The sequence below is a fragment of the Streptomyces sp. BK022 genome (assembly GCF_004217355.1).
GTDB classification, from domain to species: domain Bacteria; phylum Actinomycetota; class Actinomycetes; order Streptomycetales; family Streptomycetaceae; genus Streptomyces; species Streptomyces griseoluteus.
The window spans coordinates 571,648-596,846 of record NZ_SHKU01000002.1 but is presented as its reverse complement, the minus strand read 5'-3'; the positions used below and the strand labels follow the sequence as shown (position 1 = coordinate 596,846).

The window sequence follows — 25,199 nt, the reverse complement described above, 5'->3', positions numbered from 1 at the left end:
GAGCCCGTCGTGGACCCCCAGGAACCGGCCCGGCGCCCCGCTTTCCCGCCCCCGTACCCGCCCTCGCCGGAGCGGTCGGCGGAGCTGCGGCGGCGGTTCGCGGAGGAGGCGCGGTCGCAGTGGCCCGACCTGTCCGCCCTGTGTCTCATGATCGGCGCGGAGGCGGACGGCACGCTGGACGAGGCGGGGATGGACGCGGCCCAGATCGAGCTGGACGAACTCGCCGGACGCCTGCCGTACCGGCCCGGCGAGCCCCTGGCGTGGGCGCGGGCGGTCGGCCGGCTGCTGGGCGGCACCCACGGGTTCCGCGGTACGGGCGGGGAGTACGAGCGGCTGGAGTCCTCGCTGCTGCACTCGGTGCTGCGGCGCCGGCGCGGGCTGCCGATCCTGCTGTCGGTGGTGTGGATGGAGGTCGCCCGGCGCGCGGGCGCCCCGGTGTACGGGGTCGCGCTGCCGGGGCATTTCGTGGTCGGCTTCGGCACGGCCGGCGACCGGGTCCTCGCGGACCCCTTCGAGGGCGGCCGGGTGCTCAGCGGGATGGACACCGAGCTGCTGGTGGCCGGGGCGACGGGCGCGCCCCTGGAGCCCTCGATGCTGGTCCCGGCGGCCCCGCTCCAGGTCATCCAGCGCATCCTCAACAACATCCGCGCCTGGGCCACCGCCCGCCCGGAACGCTCCGACGTGGCCCTCTCGGCCGTCGAGCTGGCCATGCTCCTCCCCTCCCGCCCGGCGCGCCTCCGCTACGAGCGGGGCCGCCTCCTCGTCCAGCGCGGCGCCTTCACCGAGGGCGCGGCCGAACTGGAGGCGTACGCGGAGCTGGTCTCGGTGGTCGACCCGACAGCCGAGGAGAAGGCGCGGGCCCAGGCGCACGCGGCGCGGGCGTTGCTCAACTGACCGGCGGGGGCCGGGCGCGGCGGCAGGCGGACGGCCCTCCGCACGACCCCGCCGCCGTGAGCGGCGGACCCACCCCGCAGGGCACGGCACCTTGGGCGGGCCCGCCTGAGCCGGTGGACGGGACCCGCTGCCGGGGTCCCGCTCGTCCTCGGCGAGACGCCCCGCGCGCCCGGGCCCCCGCGGCAGGAGCATCGCGCGACCGCCGGCGGCTGCCTCAGAGCCAGCCCTTCTCCCGTGCGGTGCGCACGGCCTCCGCCCTGTTGCGTACCGCCAGCTTCTGGATGGCCGTGGAGAGGTAGTTGCGGACCGTGCCCTGGGAGAGGTGGAGGGTCGCGGCGAGCTCGGCGTTGGTGGAGCCGTCGGCGGCGGCGCGGAGGATCTCGCGTTCGCGGTCGGTCAGCGGGTTGGCGCCTTCCGCCAGGGCCGCGGCGGCGAGGGTGGGGTCGATGACGCGTTCGCCGGCGAGCACCTTGCGTACGGCGGCGGCGAGCTGGGCGGCTGGGGCGTCCTTGACGAGGAAGGCGTCGGCGCCCGCCTCCATGGCGCTGCGGAGGTAGCCGGGGCGGCCGAAGGTGGTGAGGACGACGAGCTTCACGCCGGGGTGCGCCCGGTGGACCCGGGCGGCGGCCTCGATACCGGTGCAGCCGGGCATCTCGATGTCGAGCAGGGCCACGTCCACCCCGTGCTCCCCCACCGCGGCCAGCACCTCGTCCCCGCGCGCGACCTGCGCGACGACCTCGATGTCGTCCTCCAGCCCGAGCAGCGCGGCGAGCGCCTCGCGGACCATCGACTGGTCCTCGGCGAGGAGGACCTTGATCGTGCTCGTCATGACCCGGATACTACGTCCGCCACGGCGGCCGACGGGACGCGGGCGACCACCCGGAACCCCTTGGCGGACCGGCCCGCCTCCAGCGTGCCCCCGGCCCCCTGGAGCCGTTCCGCGAGCCCGGTGAGCCCGTTGCCGGGCCCCTTCCCCGAGCCGCCCGAGCCGTCGTCCTCGACGGACAGCTCCAGCACCGGCCCGTCCAGGGTGTGCCGGTGCAGCAGCTCGACCGCGCACCGCTCGGCCCCGCTGTGCCGGACCACGTTGGTGACGGCCTCGCGCAGCGTCCACGCCAGCGCGGCCTCGGCCTCCTCGGGCAGCCCGGCGAGGTCGGGCTCGGCCGGGATCTCGGCGACGACCCCGGCGGCCGTCAACGCGACCTGCGCACCGGCGAGTTCGGCGGCGAGCCGGGGCCGCCGGTACCCGGTGACGGCCTCCCGTACGTCGACCAGTGCCTGGCGGCTGACCCGCTCGATGTCCGCGACCTGCTGGGCGGCCTCCTCCGGCCGGCCCGGCAGCATCCGCCCCGCCAGCTCGCTCTTGAGCGTGATCAGGGACAGCGAGTGCCCCAGCAGGTCGTGCAGGTCACGGGCGAGCCGCAGCCGCTCCTCGTTGGCGGCGAGCTGCGCCACGGTCGCCCGCGCCCTGCGCAGCTCGACGGTGGTGCGGACGAGCTGCCGCACGCCCGTCATGGCGAAGCCGATCAGCACCACCAGCAGGAGCAGGTTGCGCGCCTCCTCCTCGCCGGTGTGCAGTCCGACCAGGTACATCACGGCCGCCGAGGCCGGGATCGCCCAGTAGGTGGCCTTCGCCGGCAGGGTCGCCCCGCAGGCCACCGAGAGGTAGACGAACAGGCCGAGCCAGGCGCTGCCCAGGGTGTAGGCGAGCAGCGGCGCGAGGACGCCGAGGATCAGCAGGAGCACCACGACGGCGGGCCCGGAGAAGGTCCGGCCCATGTTGCGGAAGACCAGCCCCAGGTAGACCGCGACGAACACGGTGAGTCCCACCGCTCCGGCCCAGGTGGCCGCCGTCCCGTGACCGCCGCTCACCAGATCGTGGACGGGTGAGCTGAGGAAGACCAGCCAGACGCCGATCCACAGCAGCTTCACCCACAGCTCGCGCCGGCCCCGCGGCGGACGCCCCACCGGGGTGTCCGCCTCGGTCCCGGCCCACCGGTCCTGCGTCATCGCGTTCACGCCTTCAGCGTGTCCTTCCGGTACAGCCAGGCCGCGCCGCCCGCGAAGAGGACGAAGTACACGGCGAGGACGGCGACGTCCCGCGCCTGCGGGGCCTGGCTCTGCTCGACCGCGCGTCCCAGGGCAGCGTACGCGTACGTCGGGAGCCACTCGGCGATGTCCTGGAGCCAGCGCGGGAACCCGGCCGAGGGCATCCACAGGCCGCCGAGGAGGGAGAGCGCGAAGTAGACGATCATCGTGATGGGCCGGACCGCGTCCCCGGAGGCGAGGTAGCCGATGGCGACGCCGAGCGCGGCGAAGACCAGGCTGCCGGCCCAGATGACGCCGGTGAGGGCGAGCCACTGCCAGGCGTCGAGCCGTACGTCCTTCACCACGGCGGCGACGACGAACACCATCACGATGGACGGCAGGCTCACCACGGCGGCGCTCGCGGTCTTGGCGAGGACGTATCCGTGGCCGGGGAGCGGGGTCAGCCGGAGCTGGCGCACCCAGCCGCTCTCCCGCTCCTTGGCGATGCGCTCGCTGTTGCCCATCAGGACGGCGGTCAGGGCGCCGAAGGAGGCCATGGAGACCATCAGGTAGGTGGCGACGGTCAGGCCGGTGCCGTCCACCTTCTCGCCGGTGCCCGAACTCCCCGCGAAGATCAGGAAGATGATCGAGGGGTAGAGCACGGAGAAGAACAGGAACTTGCGGTTGCGCAGGGCGCGGGCGAGCTCCAGCTTGATCAGGGCCCGTGAGGCGAGGATGCCGGTCATGCGCGCTTGGCCTCCTCGGCCTCGGTGATGGCGACGAAAGCCTGCTCCAGGCCGAGGCCGGCGACTTCCAGGTTGCGGGGGTAGAGGCCGAGCCCGTAGACGGCGTGCACGGTGGCGTCGGCGTCGGCGGACTGGATGCGGACGGTCTGCCCGGAGACATCCAGCGAGGTCAGCGCGGGCAGGGCGGCCAGCGCGGTCTCGTCGATGGCGCCGGTCAGGTCGAAGGAGACCCGGCGGGCCCCCGCGCGGGCCTTGATCTCGGCGGCGGTGCCGTCGGCCAGCAGCCGGCCCCGGTGCAGGACGAGCACGCGGTCCGCCACGGCGTCGGCCTCTTCGAGGTAGTGCGTGGCGAAGAGGACGGTACGGCCCTGGTCGGCCTGCTCGCGCATGGTGGCCCAGAACGCGTGCCGGGCGGAGACGTCCATGCCCGTGGTGGGCTCGTCCAGCACGATCAGGTCGCTGTCCCCGGCGGTGGCCAGGGCGAAGCGGACGCGCTGGGCCTGGCCGCCGGAGAGCTTGTTGACCTTGCGGTCGGCGATCCCCGTGATCCCGGCACGGGCCAGCACCTCGGAGGCGGGGTGCGGGCGCGGGTGCAACGAGCAGGCGAGGCCGACCAGTTCGGCGACCGTCACGTCCTCCATCAGCCCGCCGCTCTGCAGCATCGCCCCGACCCGCCCGGCCACGATCGCCTCGCGCGGCCCGGTACCGAACACGGTCACCCGTCCCTCGTCCGGCTGCTTCAGCCCGAGCAGCAGATCGAGCGTGGTGGACTTCCCCGCCCCGTTGGGCCCGAGCAGCGCGACGGTCTCCCCGGGCCGCAGCGCGAGCGACAGCCCGTCCACGGCCCGCACGTCGCCGTACGCCTTGCTCACCTGCTCGAACCCGGCCGCCACCGGCGCGGCGGTCGCGGTCGGCACCACTGTCGTCGTCATGGCGTCCATGCTGGCCGGGACGGGGGTGGGCGCGGCAGTGCCGTCGGTCCTGAGTGGCGGATGACAGATGTCATACGACGGCGAGGGCACCCGGAGCGTCTCCGGATGCCCTCGCCGTGCCGTACGTGGCCAGGGCCTGTCTTCCGGATCTTGCCGGGGTCGCGGGGTCTGGCACGCACATCTGCCGCGTTGTCGTCGGTTGCCGACGCTCCGCGTCGACGCCCTCCTCCGCCTTGCAGCTGCACGCACCAGACCCCGCTCGGGTCGGCCCGAAGGCGCCGTCGGCCCGAGCCGGCCTGATCCGGAAGAAAGGCCCTAGTTCGGCTTGGTGTCGATGATGCCGACGCGCTCCGCCGTGGTCCTGCCGACCAGGGCCTTGCGCAGGGCCGCCACGACGTCCTGCGGGAGCACGTCCCGCTTGCCGGTGGCGCTCTCCACCTTCACGCCCTGGAAGGTGGTGCCGTAGGCCGCCTTGAGCGCCTCCAGGTCGTAGGTGTCGGTGAGCTTGCCGCCCACCGCCTTGAACCCGAGGATCTTCGGCAGCGACTTGGGCCCGAAGTTGATGCTGTGCGCCGCGTCGACCCGGACGGTGACGAGGTTCGACATCGCGGGCTCCGCGAACGCCTTCATCTCGCGGTCGACCTCGGCGTTCGGCACCGTCGGCTGCCTGGTGGAGGTGGGGACGGTGACCGGTGTGGCGGTGCCGGTCTCCACCAGGGTGCGGTAGGCCTGCTCGACGGCCTTGGTGGAGCCGGCCGCGTCGATGGCCTTGCCGGGCTTGCCGTAGACGGCGACGGCCTTGCCGGACTCGAACTTGATGCCGCCTTCGACGACCGAGCCCGAACCGCCGCCCGCCTGCTGGAGGGCGACCTGGAGCTTCTCCTCGTCCACCGGGGTGACCGGCTGGACGACCCGCTTCTGCCCGAAGAGGGAGCCGATCACGGAGAGCGGGTTGTAGTCGCTCTTCGCGGCGTCGCTGACCGTGGCCTGGTAGTCGAACTGCAGGCCCGCCTTGTCCGGGGTCAGGGCCACGTCGCCGCCGCCGACGGAGAGCTTCAGCGGCTTGTTGACCCGGTCCCGGAAGGCGTCGTCGAGCTTCTTGACCGCGTCGTCCCGGGTGCCGCCGCCGATGTCCACGCCGAGCACGGTGGTGCCCTTGGGCACGTCGGTGCGGTTCATCAGCAGCCCGGCGCCGTACGCACCGCCCACGACGACGACCACACCGGCGACCAGCAGCATCAGCTTGCTGCGGCCCTTCTTCTTCTTGGGCTGCGGCGCGGCCTTCGCCTGGGGCGCGGGCGGCTTGGGGGCGGTGTACGCCGGGCCGCCGGCGGCCGGGGTCGCCCCGAACGGGTCGGCCTCGTCGCCGGGGAAGACCGGGATGCCGCTGGTGACGGTGTGCCCGGAGACCGCGCCGTGCGGGGCGCGGCCGGGGGCGCCCGGGGCGGCGGCGAGCTGCTGCGGGGTGAGGATCGCGGTGTCGTCGCCGAGGGGGTTGCCGGCCTGGGGGGCCTGGGGGGCCTGCGGGGCGCCCTGGGGACCCCCCGGCGGGCCGCCGCCGGGTGCGCGGAAGGCGGGCGGGCCGTCGAAGGGCTCGCCGGGCTCCATGCCCCGCATGCCGGGGGCACCGGGCGCGCCGGGCGCGTTGCCCGGCACCGGACGCGTCGGCAGCGGGCCGTCGCCGGTGACCGGGCCGCCGGTCGGGCCCGCGGGGCCCTTCGGGCCGGGGGCGCCCGGGCCGCCGGGGCCGTTGAAGCCGCTCGGACCGCCGGGGCCGCCACGGCCGTTGGCGCCGGGGGCACCCTGACCACCGCTCGGCGCACCGCCGTTGTCGGAGAAGAACGGCAGGTCGTCGCGGGCGGGCTCGCCGGGGCGGGTGCCGCCGCGCGGACCGGCGGACAGCGCCTCGGTCACGTCGAACGAGCCGGTGCCGCCGCCGTGGCCCGGCGCGACGGGGCCACCGGTGGCCCCGGACATGCCGGAGCCGTTGGTGCCGCCGGGGCGGGGGGCGTTCGGCGCGGGGGTGTTGGGCGCGGGGGTGTTCGGCCGCGGCGCGGAGGGGCCGGGGCCGAGCGCCGGGGCGCCGGGACGCGGACCGCTCGCACCGGCGGCGGAACCGCCGGGCAGTCCGGCGCCGTTGGTGCCGCCGCCGCTCGAACCGCCCTTGGGAGCGCCGCCCTTGCGGGGAGCGAACCAGTCGCTGGTCTTCTCCTCCGCCTGCGGGGCGTCCTCGGCGGCCGGTTCGGGCGCGGGCTGCGGGACGGGCTCGGGCCGCGCGGCGGCGGCCGGCTCGTCGCCGCCGCTCCCGCCGGCCGGGGCGCCGTCGACGGTCTTGCGCACGACGACCGGCGGAATCGGCCGCGATCCGGGGATGTTGATCCGGATGCGTGTGGTCAGCGTGGTCTCGGTCTTGCGGTCCTCGGGACGCGCGTCCGGGCTTCCCGCGCCGGCCCCGTCACCGGAAGCCATGGGGGTCCCGTACGGCGGGGTGCCGGAGGGGTATGCGGCTCCGCCGCGCCCGTTGGGCCCGGAGGACGGAGTGTCAGTTTCACGACTCAAGGCAGGTTCTCCCGGTTGGCTCCGCCGCCCGTCACGACCTCAGCGGGCATCTCGGCGGCGCGCACCACCATACTGGCCACCTCTGGCGCGAATCCCACGACCGCTGTGGAAATCCGCACCGGACCCGCACGAGAGTCGTGCGAAGTGGTACGTCACTTGCCAAGTCGGCTGGCGTCGCCGTCGGGTTGCCGTCCCGGGGCCAAGGTGGCGCAGATCACAGCGAGGGCCATGCCGCCGAGCAGGAAGACGTACGAGCCGCCGCCCGCGCCGAACAGGAAGTCACCTTCCGGGCGGCTGGCGGTGAGCAGGATGACCGCGACGACCCAGCCGAGCACCGGCGCGACCGCGCCCGAGCGGCCGCGCAGCGCGTAGCCCCCGCCGAGGAACAGCCCGCCCGCGCCCGCGAGGGCGAGCAGCAGGCCGAGCGGGAACCAGGCGGCCTGCACCAGCGCCCCGGCGACGCCGGTGACCGCGCCGAGCAGGGCGAGCCCGAGCAGGGCGGCCATCCGGCCGAGGGAGGGGCGCTGCAGGGGCTGGGCGAGCATCGAGCTGCTCATGACGCCACCTCCACTCCGGCGAAGAGGTCGGTCTCGCCGGGTTCGGCGCTGCCCCGTACCAACTCGTAGTACTCGGTGGCGAACAGCGGCTGGGCGAGGTCGTTGGAGAGCGCGAAGTACTCGCCCGCGACGGTGATCTGGGTGGCGTGGGCGCGCATCGCGGCGGCCTTGGCGGCGGCGTACGCGGTGCCGTCGACGGCGGTGGTGATCCGCTCGTCCGGGACCACGCCGGGCAGGTCGGCGATGTCGGCGCTCTTGCCGAACGGCAGGCCGGGCAGCTCCCCGGCGAGCCGCGCGAAGGCGTCCTCGACGACCGAGCGGGGCAAGCGGTTCCAGTAGACCTTGTCCACCTGGTGCCCCCGGCCGGCGGCCAGCTCGACGGCGCGCATGGTGACGCGGTGGGCCTGGATGTGGTCGGGGTGGCCGTATCCGCCGTTGTCGTCGTAGGCGACGACGACCTGCGGCCGGACCTCCAGCATCACGTCCGCGAGCGCCCCGGCGGCCCGGTCGAGGTCGGCCTGCCAGAAGCAGGCGGGGTCGTCGTTGTCCGCGAGCCCCATCATCCCGGAGTCCTGGTACCCGAGCACCCGTACGTCACGGACCCCCAGCTCCCCGAGGGCGGCGTCCAGCTCCCCCCTCCGGTACGCCCCGAGGGCGGCCCCCTCCAGATGCCGCAGCTCCGGCGGGATCACCTCACCCCGCTCCCCCAGCGTGCAGGTCACCAGAGTCACGTGCGCCCCCTCGGCCACGTACTTGGCCATGGTCGCGCCGTTGTTGATCGACTCGTCGTCGGGATGCGCGTGCACGAGCAGCAGGCGCCGGGCGGGCAGTTCGGTCATGGGGTCCAGCGTACGAGGCGGGACGGCCCCAGGTGCCTCCGGCGGTCCCGTCAGGGACCGTGCAGCTCGGTCTCCCACGCCTCGGGTGGGACGCACGGGGGGGGCGGTGGGAGCCCGGCCGTGAGGCGGTGGGCCGGCGGGGCGGCCGGCGGTGGAGGGAGCGTCACGAGTCCAGGTCGTGCTACATGACATGCAGGCCGACCGGGCCCAGCACCGGGTGCCGGAACGCGCCGGGGACGGTGCCGATCACGGCGAACCCCAGACGCTCGTTGCCAGCCCCGGCACAGCCCCCTCCGTACCGTCCCCTTGACGAAACCCCCCGCGCCGGTACAGTGCAATGAGCGGTATGCCCGCGCCCCATGTCCGGCGCCGGTGTCGCCTTCTTCTCTCAGCCTTCGTGCCCATGGTCTTCGACCGGGCCGGGCTTCTTCGCTTCAGCACCTCTTGACCAGGGCTTTCATCGCCCCGTCGGCGGTGTCGTTCCCGTCGCCCGGAGGCAGGCGTGTCCGCCCCTCCGCGATCCGCGGCCCTTTCTCTTTCTGTCCGGAAAGGACACCCCCACCATGACCACCACCCTCGAACGCCCCACCAGAACCCGGAGCACGACTCTCACCGGTGTCCTCGACGTCGACGCACACGGCAAGGGCCACCTGCGGGCCGCCGCGAGCCTCCTGCCCGCTCCGGCGGACCCGCAGGTCCCGGCCGCGCTGATCCGCCGCCACGGCCTCCGCAAGGGCGACCTCGTCGAAGGCGTCGCCGGACCGCAGCCGATCCTCACCGAGGTCACCGCTGTCGACGGTCACGCCCCCGCGGGGCAGCGCAGGCACTTCCGCGACCTCACCCCCCTGCACCCCCACGACCGGCTCCGCCTGGAGCACCCCGCCTCCGGCCTGGCCGGCCGCCTCACCGACCTGCTCGCCCCCGTCGGCAAGGGACAGCGCGGCCTCATCGTCGCGCCGCCGAAGAGCGGGAAGACCGTACTCATCCAGCAGCTCGCCGCGGCCGTCGCGGGCAACCACCCCGAGTGCCGCCTGATGGTGCTGCTACTGGACGAACGTCCGGAGGAGGTCACCGACATGCGCAGGTCGGTACGCGGTGAGGTGTACGCCTCCACCTTCGACCGCCCCGCCAAGGACCACATCGCGCTCGCCGACCTCGTCGTGGAGCGGGCCAAGCGGCGGGTGGAGGCCGGGGAGGACGTCGTGATCCTGCTGGACTCACTGACCCGGCTCTGCCGCGCGCACAACAACGCCTCGGCGGCGGGCGGCCGTACCCTCAGCGGAGGCGTCGACGCGGCCGCGCTGCTGGGCCCCAAGCGGTTCTTCGGGGCGGCACGGCAGGCGGAGGAGGGCGGTTCGCTGACCATCCTCGCGACCGCGCTCGTGGACACCGGCTCACGCGCCGACGGTTACTTCTTCGAGGAACTGAAGAGCACCGGCAACATGGAACTCCGGCTGGACCGTGAACTGGCGTCCCGCCGTGTCTTCCCGCCCGTGGACATCGACCGCACCGGCACCCGCCGCGAGGAACTCCTGCTCACGCGAGAGGAGTTGGCGATCACCAGGGGCCTGCGCCGCGCCCTGCGCTCACACGGGGACGCGTCCCTGGAAACCCTGCTGCAACGGCTGCGGGAGACCCCGGACAACGCCACGTTCCTGCGCCGGGTCCAGCCCACGCTGCCGGCGAACTGAGCACCGGGCACGGCAGGAGGGGCGACGACAGCTGTCATCACCCCGCCCCGCGTCAGAACTTGATGCTGCCGATCATGCTGGCGACGTTCGTGGTCAGCTCGCTGATCGTGGGTGCGATGGTCGAGGAGGCGAGATAGAAGCCGAGGAGCATGCAGATGGCAGCGTGTCCCCCCTTCAGTCCCGACTTCTTGATCAGCAGGAAGACGATGATCGCCAGCAGCACCACCGCCGAAATCGAGAGTGCCACGGCGGCTCACCTCCAATGAATCCCAGGGACACGGGGGGTTCGGACTATGGGGGTTGTGACTTCGGTACAGCCCCGGCGGGCCGGCCCGAGAGCCAAGTCCGCGCGGACGCCGCCAGGTTCATACCCACGCAGCGACAGTGATCATAACTATGTGTGCTCGCGCATCGCTCGGCGCACGGCCGCACAAGGGGGCGCATGGCCAATATGGTCGGGCCATGACGACCCAGACAGCCGGCACCGACTCCTTCCCTCGCCGACACGCCCGGACCCAGCGCTTCTCGCTCGGCGCGCCGCGCGCGTTCACCGTGGCCCCCGACGGCTCCCGTGTCGCGTTCCTGCGCTCCGGCTCCGGCACGGACCGCGCCAACTCCCTGTGGGTACTGGACACCGAGGACGGCACCGAACGCCTCGCCGCCGACCCCGGCGCCCTGCTCGCGGGCGCCGACGAGGAGCTGTCCCCCGAGGAGCGCGCCCGCCGCGAACGCAGCCGCGAGGGCGGCGCGGGCATCGTCGGGTACGCCACCGACGCCGCCGCCGAACTGGCCTCTTTCGCCCTGTCCGGGCGGCTGTTCACGGCCGAGCTGCGCGCCGGCACCGCCCGTGAACTGCCCGTCCCCGGCCCGGTGATCGACCCCCGCCCGTCCCCCGACGGCACCCGCGTCGCGTACGTCGCCGGAGGCGAGCTGCGCGTCGTCGGCGCCGAGGGGGCGGACGACCGGCCGCTGGCCACCCCCGAGCGCGACGAAGTGACCTACGGCCTCGCGGAGTTCATCGCGGCCGAGGAGATGGACCGGACGCGGGGCTTCTGGTGGTCCCCGGAGTCGGACCGGCTGCTGGTGGCGCGGGTGGACGACACGCCGGTGCGGCGCTGGTGGATCGCGGACACGTCACACCCGGACCGTGAGCCACACCACGTGCGCTACCCGGCGGCCGGCACCGCCAACGCCGAGGTGACCCTGTTCGTCATCGGCCTGGACGGCACCCGCACCGAGGTCCGCTGGGACCGCGAGCGACACCCCTATCTGGCCCGAGTGCACTGGTCACAGGCGGGTGCGCCCCTTCTCCAGGTGCAGTCGCGGGACCAGCGGAGCACCCTCGTCCTCACCCTCGACCCGGACACCGGCGAGACCCGGACGCTGCACGCGGACGAAGATCCAACATGGCTGGATCTTTTCGCCGGGGTGCCCGCCTTGACCCCCTCCGGACAGCTGGTCCGCATCGCGGACGAGGACGGCGCACGAGTCCTCACCGTGGGCGAACGCCCGCTGACCGGCCCTGAGTTGCACATCCGCGCGGTGCTGGACGTGTCGTCGGAGGACGTGCTGGTCTCGGCCTCCGCCGGAGAGGCGGCCGAGGACCCCGAGACCGGCGAGATCCACGTGTACCGGGTCGGCGAAGCGGGCGTGGAGCGCGTGTCGCGGGAGCCCGGCGTGCACTCGGCGGTCCGCTCGGGCGGCGTCACCCTCCTGATCTCCGCGACCCTGGACAGCCCCGGCACCCGTGTCCAGGTGCTGCGTGACGGGAAATCAGCGCTCGCTGTCCGCTCGTACGCCGAAGACCCCGGTTTGTCCCCCCGCGTGACCCTGACCGAGGGGGGCGCACGACGAATTCCGTGCGCCGTGCTTATGCCATCGGACTACCCCGACGACACTCCCCTCCCCGTCCTGCTCGACCCGTACGGGGGCCCGCACGGCCAGCGGGTCGTCGCCGCCCACAACGCCCATCTGACCTCGCAGTGGTTCGCCGACCAGGGCTTCGCGGTGATCGTCGCGGACGGCCGGGGCACCCCCGGCCGCTCCCCCGAGTGGGAGAAGTCGATCCACCGGGACTTCACGGTCACCCTCGACGACCAGATCGACGCCCTGCACGACCTCGCCGAGCGCTACCCGCTCGACCTCGACCGCGTGGCCATCCGGGGCTGGTCGTACGGCGGTTACCTCTCCGCGCTGGCCGTGCTGCGCCGCCCGGACGTGTTCCGCGCGGGCGTCGTGGGCGCCCCGGTCACCGACTGGCGGCTGTACGACACCCACTACACCGAGCGCTACCTGGGCGACCCCGAGGCCGACCCGGAGAGCTACGCCCGCAGCTCCCTGATCACCGACGAGGGCCTCGCCGACCCGGCGGAGCCGCACCGGCCCATGATGATCATCCATGGTCTGGCCGACGACAACGTGGTGGCCGCGCACACCCTCCGGCTCTCCTCCGCCCTGCTGGCCGCCGGCCGTCCGCACGAGGTGCTCCCGCTGTCCGGGGTCACCCACATGACCCCGCAGGAACAGGTCGCGGAGAACCTGCTCCTCCTCCAGGTCGACTTCCTCAAGCGCGCCCTGGACCATCCCGGACGGCGTTAACGCACCGGCAACTTCGCCGAAGCCACCGCGATATGAGCAGCCGCGAGGCTGATCCGCGTACGGCCGTGCGGGTGCCGTGAGACGGGCCGGGATACGCCATGTCATCCCGGCCCGTTGCCGTACCCCCCGTGCCCCTCCATGGCCCCCGGCACCACCCGCCGCTCCGCCGCGAACAGGCACGCCGACGGATGCGCGACCGGCCCCCCGGCCCCCCGGAACTCCTCCGGGACCGCCAGCTCCGGCACCTCCCGCGCGCACCGCTCCTCCGCCTTCCAGCACCGGGTGCGGAACCGGCACCCGGAGGGGATCGCGGTCGGGGACGGCACGTCACCGCTCAGGATGATCCGCTCCCGGTGCGCCCGCGCCTCCGGATCGGGCACCGGCACCGCCGACAGCAGCGCCTGGGTGTAGGGGTGCGTGGGGTGCTCGTAGATCTCCGTGTCCGTGCCGGTCTCCACGATCCGGCCCAGGTACATCACCGCGACCCGGTCCGCGATGTGCCGCACGATCGACAGGTCGTGCGCGATGAACACGTAACTGAGCCCGAACTCGGCCTGGAGCCGCTCCAGCAGGTTGATCACCTGTGCCTGCACCGACACGTCCAGCGCGGACACCGGCTCGTCCGCGACGATCACCTCGGGGCGCAGCGCCAGCGCCCGCGCGATGCCGATCCGCTGCCGTTGGCCGCCGGAGAACTGGTGCGGATAGCGGCCCAGGAACTCCGGGTCGAGCCCCACCACCTCCAGCAGCTCCCGCACGCGGCGCCGCCGGTCGCCCTTGGGCGCGACCTCGGGGTGGATCTCGTACGGCTCCCCGACGATGTCCCCCACCGTCATCCGGGGGTTGAGCGAGGTGTACGGGTCCTGGAACACCATCTGGATGTTCCGGCGCACCTCCTTCAGCCGGCGCCCGGAGGCCCCGGTGATGTCCTCGCCCCGGAACCGGATCTCGCCCCCGGTGGGCCGCTCCAGATGGCAGAGCAGCTTGGCCACCGTGGACTTGCCGCACCCCGACTCGCCCACGATGCCGAGGGTCTCGCCCCGGCCCAGGCCGAAGTCGACGCCGTCGACGGCCTTCACCGCGCCGATCTGCTTGCGCAGCACGATGCCGCGGGTCAGCGGGTAGTGCTTGACCAGGCCACGGGCCTCCAGCACGGGTTCAGCCGTCGCGGCCATCGAGGCACTCCCTCCAGAAGTGGCAGGCGCTCACCCGGTCCGGTCCGGCCGGGTACAGCGGGGGCTCGTCCGTGCGGCAGACGTCCCGCGCCATCGCGCAGCGCGGGTGGAAGGCGCAGCCGGGCGGGATGTGGGTGAGGCTGGGCGGCAGACCGCGGATGGCGTACAGCTCCTGACCCTTCTGGTCGAGGCGGGGGATGGAGTCGAGCAGGCCGCGGGTGTAGGGGTGGGCCGGTGCCTTGTAGATGTCGTGCACGGGCGCCGACTCCACGATCCGGCCCGCGTACATCACGGCGATCCGGTCGGCCACGTCCGCGACGACGCCGAGGTCGTGGGTGATGAGGACGAGCCCCATGTCGTACTCCCGGCGCAGCTCCGCGAGGAGGTCCATCACCTGGGCCTGGACGGTGACGTCGAGCGCGGTGGTGGGTTCGTCGGCGATGACGAGCGCGGGCTCCAGCGCGATCGCCATGGCGATCATGATCCGCTGGCGCATGCCGCCGGAGAACTGGTGCGGATAGTCCCGCACCCGCTGGGCGGCGCCGGGGATGCGCACCCGGTCCATCAGCTCGACGGCCCGCTTGCGGGCGTCCTTGCGGGACATCCCCCGGTGGACGGTGAACATCTCGCCGAGCTGGTCGCCGACGGAGAGCACCGGGTTGAGGGCGGAGAGCGCGTCCTGGAAGATCATCGCCATTCCGGCGCCCCTGATCCGCCGCCGCTCCTCCTCCTTCATGGTCAGCAGGTCGCGCCCCTGGAAGAGGATCTGGCCGCCGGTGATCCGGCCGGGCGGCATGTCGAGGATGCCCATCACGGCCTGCGCGGTCACCGACTTGCCGGACCCGGACTCCCCGAGCACGGCGAGCGTCTCGCCCGCGCCGACCCCGTACGACACCCCGTTGACCGCCTTGGCGACGCCATCGCGGGAGCGGAACTCCACGTGCAGGTCGCGTACTTCGAGCAGCACGGTCGCCGTCACCTCAGCTTCGGGTCGAGGGCGTCGCGTACCGCGTCGCCGAGCATGATGAAGGCCAGGACGGTGATGGCCAGCGCCCCGGAGGGCCAGAGCAGCGCGTGCGGGGCGTTGCGGATGTAGGGGGAGGCGGCGGAGATGTCGATGCCCCAGGACACGCTGGGCGGCTTCAGGCCGACGCCGAGGTAGGACAGGGTGGCCTCCAGTGAGATGTAGGTGCCGAGCGCGATGGTGGCCACCACGATGACGGGGGCGACGGCGTTGGGCGCGATGTGCCGCAGCAGCAGCCGGGCGGGTGAGGCGCCGAGCGCCCGGGCGGCCTGTACGTAGTCGTTCTGCCGGGCGGTGATGACGGAGCCGCGGGCGATCCGGGAGATCTGCGGCCAGCCGAGCAGCACCATGAACCCGATGACGGGCCAGACCGTGTTGCTGGTGACCACCGACAGCAGCACCAGCCCGCCGAGGACGACCGGGATGGCGAAGAAGACGTCGGTGATCCGGGACAGCACCCCGTCCCACGCACCGCCGAAGAACCCGGCGAGTCCCCCGAGCACCGACCCCAGCAGCGCCACCCCGAGCGTGGCGCACACACCCACCGTGACCGACGTACGGGCGCCGTAGACGGTCCGGGTGTAGACGTCGCAGCCCTGCCCGTCGAAGCCGAAGGGGTGGCCCGGCGACGAGCCGTCCTGGGCCTTGGCGAGGTCGCAGTCGAGGGGGTTGCCGGAGGTGATGGCCGAGGGCCAGATGGAGATGAGGACCAGGAAGAGGATGACGAGCGCGGAGAGCAGGAAGACCGGGTTGCGCCTCAGGTCCCGCCAGGCGTCGGACCACAGCGAGCGCGGTCTGCTGTCGGGCCCGCCGCCCGCCGGTCCGCCCGGCACCCGCTCCAGCGTGGCCGCCTCGCCGGCCGCGAGGTCCATGGTCCCGCCCATGCCGGTCCCGGCGACGGCCCCCCGTGATTCGTACGACGACGGCTCAGGCATAGCGAATCCTCGGGTCGAGTACCGCGTAGAGCAGGTCCACCAGCAGGTTGGCGACCAGGAAGACCAGGACCAGCACGGTCACGAAGCCGACCACCGTCTGCGTGTTCTGCCGGAGGATGCCCTGGTAAAGCTGGAAGCCGACGCCGTGGATGTTGAAGATCCGCTCGGTGACGATCGCGCCGCCCATCAGCGCCCCGATGTCGGTGCCGATGAAGGTGACCACCGGGATCAGCGAGGTCCGCAGCAGGTGCCGGACGACGACCCGGCGCCGGGGCAGCCCCTTGGCGACGGCGGTGCGGACGTAGTCCGAGCGCCGGTTCTCCGCGAGGGAGGTACGGGTCAGCCGGGTGACGTAGGCGAGCGAGACCGAGGCCAGCACCAGCCCCGGCACGATCAGCTCGCCGAACGGCGCCTCCGGCGAGACGGACGGCTTGATCCAGCCCCACTCCACGCCGAGCAGCAGCTGGAGCACGAGCCCGGTGACGAAGGTCGGCACGGAGATCACCACGAGGGTGAGCAGCAGCACCCCGGTGTCGACGGGCCGGCCCCGGCGCAGTCCGGTGAGCACACCGAGGCTGATGCCCACGACGAGTTCGAAGAGGACGGCCACGATGGTCAGCCGGACGGTGACGGGAAAGGCGGCAGCCATCAGCTCGGTGACGGGCTGTCCGTTGAACGCGGTGCCGAAGTCGCCGGTGAAGACGTTCCCCATGTAGGTCGCGTACTGCTGCCAGAGCGGCTGGTCGAGGCCGAACTCGGCGCGGAGCTGGGCGGCGGTGGCCGCGTCGCACTGCCGCTCCCCGCACAGCCCCGCGATGGGATCGCCCATCACGTTGACCATCAGGAAGATCAGCAGGGTGGCTCCGACGAACACCGGCACCATCTGGAGCAGCCGCCGGACGACGTAGCGTCCCATGCGCTCAGCTCACCTTGATCTCGTTGTACACCGGCACGCTGAACGGGTTGAGCTGCACGCCGGTGAGCCGCTGGGAGTAGCCCGCGTTGCCGTTCTGGTACCAGAGCGGGATGGCGGCCATGTTGTCCCGGACGACCTCCTCGGCCTGCTGGAAGGTGGCGACCGACTTGGCCGGGTCGGTCTCGGCGTTGGCCCGGTCCACCAGCTCGTCGAACTCGGAGTTGGACCACTGGCCGTCGTTGGAGGAGGCGCCCGTGAAGTAGAGCGGCTGGAGGAAGTTCTGGATGAGGGGGTAGTCCATCTGCCAGCCCGCCCGGAAGGGGCCGCTCATCTTGTGCTGCCCCATCTGGTTGCGGAAGTCGGCGAAGGTGCCGACCGGGTTGCCGACGCAGGCGTTGTCGTCGCCGAGGGCGTGGTTGATGGAGTTGCAGACCGCGTCGACCCACTCCCGGTGCGAGCCGGTGTCCGCGTTGTAGGTGAGCTTCAGGGAGCCGCCGGGGATGCCGCCGCCCTGCCGCACCAGCCGCTTGGCGGTCGCCGGGTCGTAGGTACAGGCGCGTCCGCACAGGCCCGCCTTGAAGCCGCCGTCGGTGCCGAGGACGGGTGAGGTCCAGTCGGTGGCGGGGGTGCGGGTGCGCTGGAAGATGGTCTTGGTGATCTGGTCCCGGTTGATGGCCATGGAGAGCCCGGTGCGGACCTTCTCCATGCCGGGCCGGTTCCAGCGCTCGTCGTAGTACGGGAAGGCCAGGGTCTGGATGATGCCGGCCGGGGTGTTGATGTACCGCTCGCCGAGGTCGGTCTTGACGTTCTTCAGCTGGGCGGCCGGGATGTCGTCGGCGAGGTCGAGGTTGCCGGCCATCAGGTCGGTGTAGGCGGTGTTGCTGTCGGTGTAGACCTTGAGGATCACCCCGTCGTTGAGCGCCCTGTCCCCGCCGGGGTAGCCGTTCCACTTGCGCAGGGTCATCTGGGAGCCCTTGGTGTAGGACTCGATGGCGTACGGGCCGTTGCCGACCGGGGTCTTCAGCCAGGCGGCGTGGTCGGTGAAGAAGGCGCGGGGCAGCGGGGCGAAGGCGGCGTAGCCGAGGGTGTCGGGGAAGCCGGAGAACTTCTGGTTCAGGGTGACGGTGAAGGTGTGGTCGTCGACCACCTTGAGCCCGGAGAGGGTGTCCGCGTGCCGGCTCCCCATCTCGGGGTGCACCTGGTCGTAGCCCTCGATGTAGCCGAAGAAGTACGCGTTCTTCTGCTTGTTCTTCAGGCTCGCGCCATAGTTCCAGGCGTCGGTGAAGGAGCGGGCGGTGACCTTCTCGCCGTTGGAGAAGGTCCAGCCCTCCTTGAGCTTCACGGTGTAGTGCCGGGAGTCGGTGGTCTCGATCGACCGGGCCAGCATGTTCTGGGCCTCGCCGGTCTTCGGGTCGTACCGCTTCAGGCCCCGGAAGACCATGTCGAGCACCTTGCCGCCCTGCACCTCGTTGGTGTTGGCCGGCTCCAGCGGGTTCTGCGGGTCGCCCCAGGAGGAGGTGAGCATGCCGCCGTCCGCCGCCCCGCTCGCTCCCCCGCCGCACCCGGTGGCCACGAGCATCACCGCGGCGGCGCCGACGAACCATCGGGCGTGCGTGAATCCGCGCATGCTGCCTCCTCAGGAATCACCTCACCGTTAACGGTCAATATCGGCCTGTCGCGGACATCCCGCATGCCCGCCGCCCGATTGCCCCGCCTTTGGGGGGACACGTCAGCCATATGCAGGCAGGTCCGGCACGCCCTCGGTGATCTTGCGGACAAGACGCAATGGATCGCCGCGCAACGTTGCCGAAACGTTGGATCGGGACGCGTGGATGTACGCATTTCGATACCTCGCCGTCCGCATATCGAACTCATTGGTTGATTTGCCCGAAAAACCCGAAGTGAAGCACGGATTGGTTACGGTCGCGCTACACGCGTAGCTACGGATGCGTCAGGCAGAGGTAAAGAAGGTAAAGAGCACGCCAAGTCGACCGAGAATTTATTGACCTTGAATGAATTGCGTTGAAAAAGTCCGGCGTAGCCCGTAGGGGAGCACCCTGCGGAGTCCTCAGACCCTCCCTTGGGCCAGGAGCACCAATGACCACCCCCACTCCATCGGCGGCTGCCGCGCTTGAGGTGACCGACGTTCCCGTCGAGAAGTCGGGTACTCCGGACGGCCCCAAGGGCAGCGAGAGCCGGTCCCCCGGCCGACTCGCCTGGAAGCGTTTCAAGCGCGACCGGACCGGCGTCGTGTCCGCCTTCGTCGTCCTCTTCTTCTTCCTGATCGCCATAGCGGCGCCGCTCATAGCGAAGCTGTACGGCAAGAACCCGTACACCACCTACGCGAGCGAGCGGCCCGAGCTGCTGGACGCGTTCTCCTACCCGGTCGGCGCCAACGGCGGCATGAGCTCGGAGTTCTGGTTCGGCGTCGAGCCCCAGCTCGGGCGGGACGTCTTCACCTTCCTGCTCTACGGCATCCGTACGTCGCTGGGCATCGCCGCCGCCGCCACGATCCTCACCACGGTCGTCGGTGTCGTAGTCGGTGTCACGGCGGGCTACCTGGGCGGCAAGACGGACTACTTCGTCGGCCGGATCATCGACATCGTGCTGTCGTTCCCGTCCACGCTGTTCTTCATCGCCTTCATGCCCGTGATCTACGGCATCTTCATCGCCCCGGACGAGAACGTCCCGACCTGGCTGGTGTCGATCTCGCTGATCATCGTGCTCGCGGCGTTCGGCTGGGCATCCATCGCCCGTCTGCTGCGCGGCCAGGTACTGGTCCTGCGCGAGCGGGAGTTCGTCGAGGCCGCCAAGGTCACCGGCGCCTCCCCCCGGCGCATCGTGTTCAAGGAGCTGCTGCCCAACCTGTGGACGCCCATCCTCATCCAGTCCACGCTGATGCTCCCGGCCTACGTGACCGCCGAGGCCGGCCTCGCCTTCCTGGGCGTCGGCATCACCGACCCGACCCCGGACTGGGGCGTGATGATCGGCCGCGGCGCCTCGTTCTACTCCCAGGACATCACCTTCATGCTGTTCCCCGGTATCTCCATGGTGATCTTCGTCCTCGCGTTCAACCTGCTCGGCGACTCCGTGCGTGACGCGCTCGACCCGAAGTCGAAGCGGTAGCAGGCCAGCTCCACCCGTCCCGGTCCCTCAAAACGTCCGGCTGACTCCGATCGTCCGAATCTGAACTCACAGGCAGGCTCAGCATGGCTTTTTCCCGTAGGAACTTCCTGATCGCCACCGGTGTGGCCGCGGCCTCCACCAGTGTGCTGACCGCCTGCGGCAGCAGTGACGGCAAGGGTTCCGGCCCCCAGGTCCCGTCCGTGAGCAAGGGCAAGACCATGAACATCCCGGTCGGCACCAAGGCCGACTCGGCGGGCCCCGCCCCCGAGGTCCCGGGCGCGGTCAAGGGCGGGACGGTCTACTCGCTCGACCAGTTCGACATGGACCACATGGACCCGGCCCAGATCTACGTCTCGACCGAGGCCGCCATCACCGTGCCGATCATGCGCGGTCTGACCGGCTACCGGATCGACGACAAGGGCGGCTGCACCCTGGTCGGTGACGCGGCCACGGACGCCGGCACCATGAAGGACGGCGGCCGCACCTGGTCCTTCACGCTGAAGGACGGCATCAAGTGGGAGGACGGCTCCGACCTCTCCATGGACGACGTCCGTCACACCTTCGAGCGCCTCTTCGCCGGCTTCGTCACCGAGGGTCCGCGCTACGTCCAGCAGTGGCTGGTCGGCGGCGACAAGTACAAGGGCCCCTACGAGGGCAAGAAGCTCGACTCCGTCGAGATCTCGGGCAAGACGGTCACCTTCCGTCTCACCGAGCCCCGCGCCGACTTCAACTACACGCTCGCCATGCGTGGTTACTCCCTCGTGTCCAAGAAGAAGGACACCAAGGAGAAGTACGACAAGCACCCCTTCTCCTGCGGCCCGTACCGCATCGAGAGCCGCAGCATCGGCAAGTCGATGACCTACGTGCGCAACGAGCACTGGGACCCGAAGACGGACTCGATCCGCAACAACTACCCGGACAAGTACGTCTTCCAGTTCGGCTTCCAGCCCGTCGCCTCGACCGACCGCTTCATCTCGGACCGCGGCAACGACCAGTACGCGATGACGATCTTCAACGAGGTCGCCGCCGAGCGCGTGGCCCAGGTGCTGACCGACGCCAAGCTCAAGAAGCGCGTCCTCACCGCGGTGGACACGGTCACCTACTACTGGCCGATCAACATGACTCGGATCAAGGACCTCAAGGTCCGCCAGGCCATCAACTGGGCCTGGCCGCACCAGCAGCTCCAGACCATCCGCGGCGGCCGCGCCACCAGCGAGATAGCCAGCACGATCCTGAGCCCGGTCACCCCCGGCTACTCGGACTTCGACCTGTACGGCACCACGAAGAAGCCCGGCGGCGACCCGGCCAAGGCCAAGGCGCTGCTGAAGGAGGCCGGCAAGGTCGGCCAGAAGCTGGTCATCGCCTACCAGCAGTCCGACAACATGGTGAAGCAGGCCGTCCAGATCAAGAACGCGCTGGAGGAGGCCGGCTTCGTCGTCGTCAACAAGCAGATCGACAAGTCGACCTTCTACACCCAGATCGGCAAGATCGACAACGGCTACGACCTCTTCGCCGCCGGCTGGAGCCCGGACTGGCCGAACGGCTACTCCGTGTTCTACCCCTGCTGGAGCGGCAAGAACATCGGCGACGGCCGCAGCAACTACGCCCAGCTCAACGACCCGAGCGTGAACAAGGCGATCGACGCCGCGTCGAAGATCGCGGACGTCGAGGCGGCCAACAAGGCGTGGGGCGCCGTCGACCGCCAGATCATGGAGCTGGCCGCCGTGGTCCCGGACTACCACTCCATCCGCAACTGGATGCACGGGTCCAAGGTCGGCAACGTGATCTACGACTCGGGCAACACCTGCGTCGCGCTCTGCAAGCTCTACGCCATGAAGTAAGCGCGCACGACCCATCGGGGGCGGCCACGACCGGGCCGCCCCCACCGGCCCCCCTCACCCCGGCGACGGCGCCCCGTCCGGAAAGTCACGCCCCATGCTCCGCTTCCTCGTCCGCCGAGTCTTCGGCGCGCTGGTGATTCTGCTGATCATCAGCGCCGTCACCTTCTGGCTCTTCTACGCCATCCCGCGTGACCCCGCCACGATGTCGTGCGGCAAGAACTGCACGCCCGACATGCTCGCGCAGGTGCGGCACAACCTGGGCATCGACCACCCGGTCCCGGTGCAGTACTGGTACTGGATCAAGGGCATCTTCGTCGGGCGCAGCTACGGCGACTTCGGCGACTGCAGCGCCCCGTGCCTCGGGTACTCCTTCGCCAACCGCGAGCCCGTGCTCGGCACGATCCTGGACCGGCTCCCGCTGACGCTGTCGCTGGCCCTCGGCTCCGCCGTCGTCTTCCTGATCTTCGGTATCGGCGCGGGCATGATCGCCGCGGTGAAGCAGGGCAAGTGGCAGGACAAGCTGGCCAGCTCGGCCTCGCTGGTCGCCTCCTCGCTCCAGATCTACTTCATCGGCTACATCGCGATGTACTTCCTGGTGGCCAAGCTCGACATCCTGGACAACCCGTCCTACACGCCGCTCACCGAGAACCCGGCCGCCTGGGCCTCCGGCCTGCTGCTGCCGTGGCTGGTGCTGGCGCTGATCTGGACCGCGAACTACACCCGCATGACGCGCTCGCAGCTCGTGGAGACGCTCAGCGAGGACTACGTCCGCACCGCCCGCGCCAAGGGCCTCTCCGCAGCCAACGTGTTCTTCCGGTTCGCCTGGCGCGGCGCGATGGGCCCGATCGTCACCATCTTCGGCATCGACCTGGCCACCCTCATCGGCGGCGCGATGATCACCGAGTACACCTTCAGCCTCCAGGGAGTGGGCCGGCTCGCGGTGGACTCGGTGGAGAAGAGCGACCTGCCCATGCTCATGGGCGTCACCCTGCTGTCGGCCGGCGCGATCGTCGTCTTCAACATCATCGTGGACGCGGTCTACGGCTTGATCGACCCGCGCATCCGGCTCGCCTGACCTCCGCCCGTCCGACTACCCCCCTCGCATCACCCCCAGGAGCGTCCCCGTGACGAGCACCCATCAGCAGCCGTTCCTCTCCGTCAAGGACCTCAAGGTCCACTTCTCCACCGAGGACGGCATGGTCAAGGCCGTCGACGGACTCACCTTCGACCTGGCCAAGGGCCAGACGCTCGGCATCGTGGGCGAGTCGGGTTCCGGCAAGTCCGTCACCAACCTGACGATCCTGGGCCTGCACGACCGCGACCACACCGAGATCGAGGGCGAGATCCGGCTGGACGGCGAGGAGCTCCTCGGCGCCCCGGAGCGGAAGCTGGAGAAGCTCCGCGGCAACAAGATGGCGATGATCTTCCAGGACGCCCTGGCCTCGCTGTCGCCGTACCACACCATCGGCACCCAGATCGGCGAGGTCTACCGCAAGCACACCGGCGCCTCGAAGAAGGCGGCGCGGGAGCGGGCGATCGAGATGCTGCGCCGGGTCGGCATCCCGCAGCCGGACCGCCGGGTCGACAACTACCCGCACGAGTTCTCCGGCGGTATGCGCCAGCGCGCGATGATCGCCATGGCCCTGGTCTGCGACCCGAAGCTCCTGATCGCGGACGAGCCGACCACGGCGCTGGACGTCACCGTGCAGGCCCAGATCATGGACCTGCTCAAGGACCTCCAGCAGGAGTTCGGCACCTCGATCATCTTCATCACCCACGACCTGGGCGTCATCGCGGACATCGCCGACGACGTGCTGGTGATGTACGGCGGCCGCTGCGTGGAGCGCGGCCCGAAGGAGGAGGTGCTGCGCTCCCCGCAGCACCCCTACACCTGGGGTCTGCTCGGTTCCATGCCGACTCTGGACGGCCCGGTCGACGTGCCGCTCAACCCGATCCCGGGTTCCCCGCCCTCGCTGCTGAACCCGCCCACCGGGTGCCGTTTCCACCCGCGCTGCGCCTTCGCGTCCGAGGTGGAGGGCAACCGGTGCGCCACCGAGCGCCCGCTGCTCCAGATCGAGGACGGCCGCGGCAACGCCTGCCACCTTTCCGACGGCCAGCGCCGTGAGTTCCTCGCCGACCTTGCCGCCAGCAAGGCCATCTGACGTACACGAGACGGGATTTCACCACCATGAGCGACACCACTCCCCTCCTGGACGTCTCCGGGCTGACCAAGCACTTCCCGATCAAGGGCGGCTTCCCGATCCGGCGCACCGTCGGCGCGGTCCAGGCCGTGGACGGGCTGGACTTCCAGGTCGCCGAGGGCGAGAGCCTGGGTCTGGTCGGCGAGTCCGGCTGCGGCAAGTCCACCACCGGCCGGCTGATCACCCGGCTGATGGAGCCGACCGCGGGCACGATCTCGTACCGGGGCAAGGACATCACGCACGCCGGCCGCAAGGACCTCGCGCCGATCCGGTCCGAGATCCAGATGATCTTCCAGGACCCGTACGCCTCGCTGAACCCGCGGCACACGGTCGGCAAGATCATCGCCGGGCCCATGGAAATCAACGGCATCGAGCCGCCCGGTGGCCGCGAGAAGCGCGTGCGCGAGCTGCTGGAGATCGTGGGCCTCAACCCCGAGCACTTCAACCGCTTCCCGCACGAGTTCTCCGGCGGCCAGCGCCAGCGCATCGGCGTCGCCCGCGCGCTGGCCCTGAACCCGAAGCTGATCGTGGCCGACGAGCCGGTCTCCGCGCTGGACGTCTCCATCCAGGCCCAGGTCGTCAACCTGCTCCAGAAGGTGCAGCGCGAACTCGGCATCGCCTTCGTGTTCATCGCCCACGACCTGGCCATCGTGCGCCACTTCTCGCAGCGTGTCGCGGTGATGTACCTCGGCAAGATCGTGGAGATCGGCGACCGCGACGACCTGTACGAGAACCCGCGCCACCCCTACACCCGCGCCCTGCTCTCCGCCGTCCCGGAGGCCACGGTGGACGAGACCCCGCGCGAGCGCATCCGCCTGGTCGGGGACGTGCCCTCGCCCATCGACCCGCCGTCGGGCTGCCGCTTCCGCACCCGGTGCTGGAAGGCGACGGAGAAGTGCGCGACCGAGGCCCCGCCGCTCGCGCGGGCCGAGGGCAACAAGGCCGGCCACCTCACGGCCTGCCACTATCCGGAGACGCAGGAGATCATCCCGGTCACCAGCCTCTCCAAGACTCCCCAGGAAGCGGTCTGAACCACCCCTGAGGGCCCACTCCTGAGGGCCCACCCCTGACGACCCGCCCCTGAAGGCCCGCGTCCACCCGGACGCGGGCCTTTCCCATGTCCTGGCCGGAACCTTT

The 25,199-nt window shown here is 71.3% G+C and carries 21 protein-coding genes and 1 pseudogene; 8 read left to right on the top strand and 14 right to left on the bottom strand.

Annotated elements, in window-relative coordinates; genetic code table 11:
* Positions 1-9 precede the first annotated feature (9 nt).
* Positions 10-894 carry a transglutaminase-like domain-containing protein gene (locus EV284_RS08835; protein ID WP_130332039.1) on the top strand — a complete coding sequence of 295 codons (885 nt, stop codon included), beginning with the start codon at positions 10-12 and terminating at the stop codon, positions 892-894.
* A 214-nt stretch (positions 895-1,108) separates the two neighbouring features.
* Here EV284_RS08835 and EV284_RS08830 read toward each other — a convergent pair whose 3' ends face one another.
* The 8 genes and pseudogenes from EV284_RS08830 to EV284_RS33205 form a co-directional block, all read right to left on the bottom strand.
* Positions 1,109-1,723: a response regulator transcription factor gene (locus EV284_RS08830; protein ID WP_130332037.1), complete on the bottom strand. Its 615-nt coding sequence runs from the start codon at positions 1,721-1,723 to the stop codon at positions 1,109-1,111.
* On the bottom strand, positions 1,720-2,904 hold the full coding sequence (locus EV284_RS08825) for a histidine kinase (protein ID WP_130332974.1): 1,185 nt from the start codon (positions 2,902-2,904) through the stop codon (positions 1,720-1,722). The genes EV284_RS08830 and EV284_RS08825 overlap by 4 nt, the downstream gene beginning before the upstream one ends.
* Positions 2,905-2,909: 5 nt before the next feature.
* Positions 2,910-3,668, bottom strand: coding sequence for an ABC transporter permease (locus EV284_RS08820; RefSeq protein WP_130332035.1), 759 nt, complete (start codon positions 3,666-3,668; stop codon positions 2,910-2,912).
* Entirely contained in the window at positions 3,665-4,609 is a 945-nt protein-coding gene (locus EV284_RS08815) for an ABC transporter ATP-binding protein (RefSeq protein WP_130332033.1), read from the bottom strand. Before EV284_RS08815 ends, EV284_RS08820 begins: the two co-directional genes overlap by 4 nt.
* A 306-nt stretch (positions 4,610-4,915) precedes the next feature.
* The gene (locus EV284_RS08805) at positions 4,916-7,159 is read right to left on the bottom strand and encodes a hypothetical protein (protein ID WP_130332031.1); all 2,244 of its coding nucleotides are present in this window, start codon (positions 7,157-7,159) and stop codon (positions 4,916-4,918) included.
* Between the two features lie 152 nt (positions 7,160-7,311).
* Positions 7,312-7,716, bottom strand: a complete 405-nt coding sequence (locus tag EV284_RS08800) for a DUF6113 family protein (protein WP_130332029.1) — start codon at positions 7,714-7,716, stop codon at positions 7,312-7,314.
* Positions 7,713-8,555, bottom strand: a complete 843-nt coding sequence (mshB, locus tag EV284_RS08795) for an N-acetyl-1-D-myo-inositol-2-amino-2-deoxy-alpha-D-glucopyranoside deacetylase (RefSeq protein ID WP_130332027.1) — start codon at positions 8,553-8,555, stop codon at positions 7,713-7,715. Before mshB ends, EV284_RS08800 begins: the two co-directional genes overlap by 4 nt.
* Positions 8,556-8,736: 181 nt before the next feature.
* A pseudogene (locus tag EV284_RS33205) lies at positions 8,737-8,823 on the bottom strand (GNAT family N-acetyltransferase); the annotation flags it as partial.
* A 295-nt stretch (positions 8,824-9,118) separates the two neighbouring features.
* Between EV284_RS33205 and rho the strand changes: the two are divergent.
* Positions 9,119-10,246, top strand: coding sequence for a transcription termination factor Rho (gene rho / locus EV284_RS08785; RefSeq protein ID WP_130332025.1), 1,128 nt, complete (start codon positions 9,119-9,121; stop codon positions 10,244-10,246).
* A gap of 52 nt (positions 10,247-10,298) precedes the next feature.
* Here the strand turns inward: rho and EV284_RS08780 are convergent, their stop codons facing one another.
* The gene (locus tag EV284_RS08780) at positions 10,299-10,493 is read right to left on the bottom strand and encodes a hypothetical protein (protein WP_018544306.1); all 195 of its coding nucleotides are present in this window, start codon (positions 10,491-10,493) and stop codon (positions 10,299-10,301) included.
* Between the two features lie 215 nt (positions 10,494-10,708).
* On the opposite strand from EV284_RS08780, the gene EV284_RS08775 reads away from it, so the two are divergent.
* Positions 10,709-12,844 carry an alpha/beta fold hydrolase gene (locus EV284_RS08775; RefSeq protein ID WP_130332023.1) on the top strand — a complete coding sequence of 712 codons (2,136 nt, stop codon included), beginning with the start codon at positions 10,709-10,711 and terminating at the stop codon, positions 12,842-12,844.
* A gap of 101 nt (positions 12,845-12,945) precedes the next feature.
* Here the strand turns inward: EV284_RS08775 and EV284_RS08770 are convergent, their stop codons facing one another.
* From EV284_RS08770 to EV284_RS08750, 5 genes are read right to left on the bottom strand one after another with little or no spacing between them, the layout of a single operon-like run.
* Positions 12,946-14,019, bottom strand: a complete 1,074-nt coding sequence (locus EV284_RS08770) for a dipeptide ABC transporter ATP-binding protein (RefSeq protein ID WP_130332021.1) — start codon at positions 14,017-14,019, stop codon at positions 12,946-12,948.
* Positions 14,003-14,986: an ABC transporter ATP-binding protein gene (locus EV284_RS08765; protein ID WP_130332019.1), complete on the bottom strand. Its 984-nt coding sequence runs from the start codon at positions 14,984-14,986 to the stop codon at positions 14,003-14,005. The genes EV284_RS08770 and EV284_RS08765 overlap by 17 nt, the downstream gene beginning before the upstream one ends.
* 8 nt (positions 14,987-14,994) lie before the next feature.
* The gene (locus EV284_RS08760) at positions 14,995-15,978 is read right to left on the bottom strand and encodes an ABC transporter permease (protein ID WP_130332017.1); all 984 of its coding nucleotides are present in this window, start codon (positions 15,976-15,978) and stop codon (positions 14,995-14,997) included.
* Entirely contained in the window at positions 15,971-16,894 is a 924-nt protein-coding gene (locus EV284_RS08755; protein WP_130332015.1) for an ABC transporter permease, read from the bottom strand. The genes EV284_RS08760 and EV284_RS08755 overlap by 8 nt, the downstream gene beginning before the upstream one ends.
* 4 nt (positions 16,895-16,898) lie before the next feature.
* Positions 16,899-18,521: an ABC transporter substrate-binding protein gene (locus EV284_RS08750; protein WP_130332013.1), complete on the bottom strand. Its 1,623-nt coding sequence runs from the start codon at positions 18,519-18,521 to the stop codon at positions 16,899-16,901.
* 470 nt (positions 18,522-18,991) lie between these two features.
* Between EV284_RS08750 and EV284_RS08745 the strand changes: the two genes are divergently transcribed.
* The 5 genes from EV284_RS08745 to EV284_RS08725 all read left to right on the top strand — a co-directional run bounded on the left by EV284_RS08745 (position 18,992) and on the right by EV284_RS08725 (position 25,093).
* A complete protein-coding gene (locus tag EV284_RS08745; protein ID WP_207228974.1) occupies positions 18,992-20,020 on the top strand; it encodes an ABC transporter permease in 1,029 nt (342 codons plus the stop codon).
* An 83-nt stretch (positions 20,021-20,103) separates the two neighbouring features.
* Positions 20,104-21,861: an ABC transporter substrate-binding protein gene (locus EV284_RS08740; protein WP_130332011.1), complete on the top strand. Its 1,758-nt coding sequence runs from the start codon at positions 20,104-20,106 to the stop codon at positions 21,859-21,861.
* A 94-nt stretch (positions 21,862-21,955) separates the two neighbouring features.
* On the top strand, positions 21,956-22,936 hold the full coding sequence (locus tag EV284_RS08735) for an ABC transporter permease (RefSeq protein ID WP_130332009.1): 981 nt from the start codon (positions 21,956-21,958) through the stop codon (positions 22,934-22,936).
* Between the two features lie 49 nt (positions 22,937-22,985).
* Positions 22,986-24,023 (top strand): ABC transporter ATP-binding protein, encoded by a 1,038-nt coding sequence (locus tag EV284_RS08730; RefSeq protein ID WP_130332007.1) that lies wholly within the window; start codon positions 22,986-22,988, stop codon positions 24,021-24,023.
* A 26-nt stretch (positions 24,024-24,049) separates the two neighbouring features.
* The gene (locus EV284_RS08725; protein WP_130332005.1) at positions 24,050-25,093 is read left to right on the top strand and encodes a dipeptide ABC transporter ATP-binding protein; all 1,044 of its coding nucleotides are present in this window, start codon (positions 24,050-24,052) and stop codon (positions 25,091-25,093) included.
* Positions 25,094-25,199 lie beyond the last annotated feature (106 nt).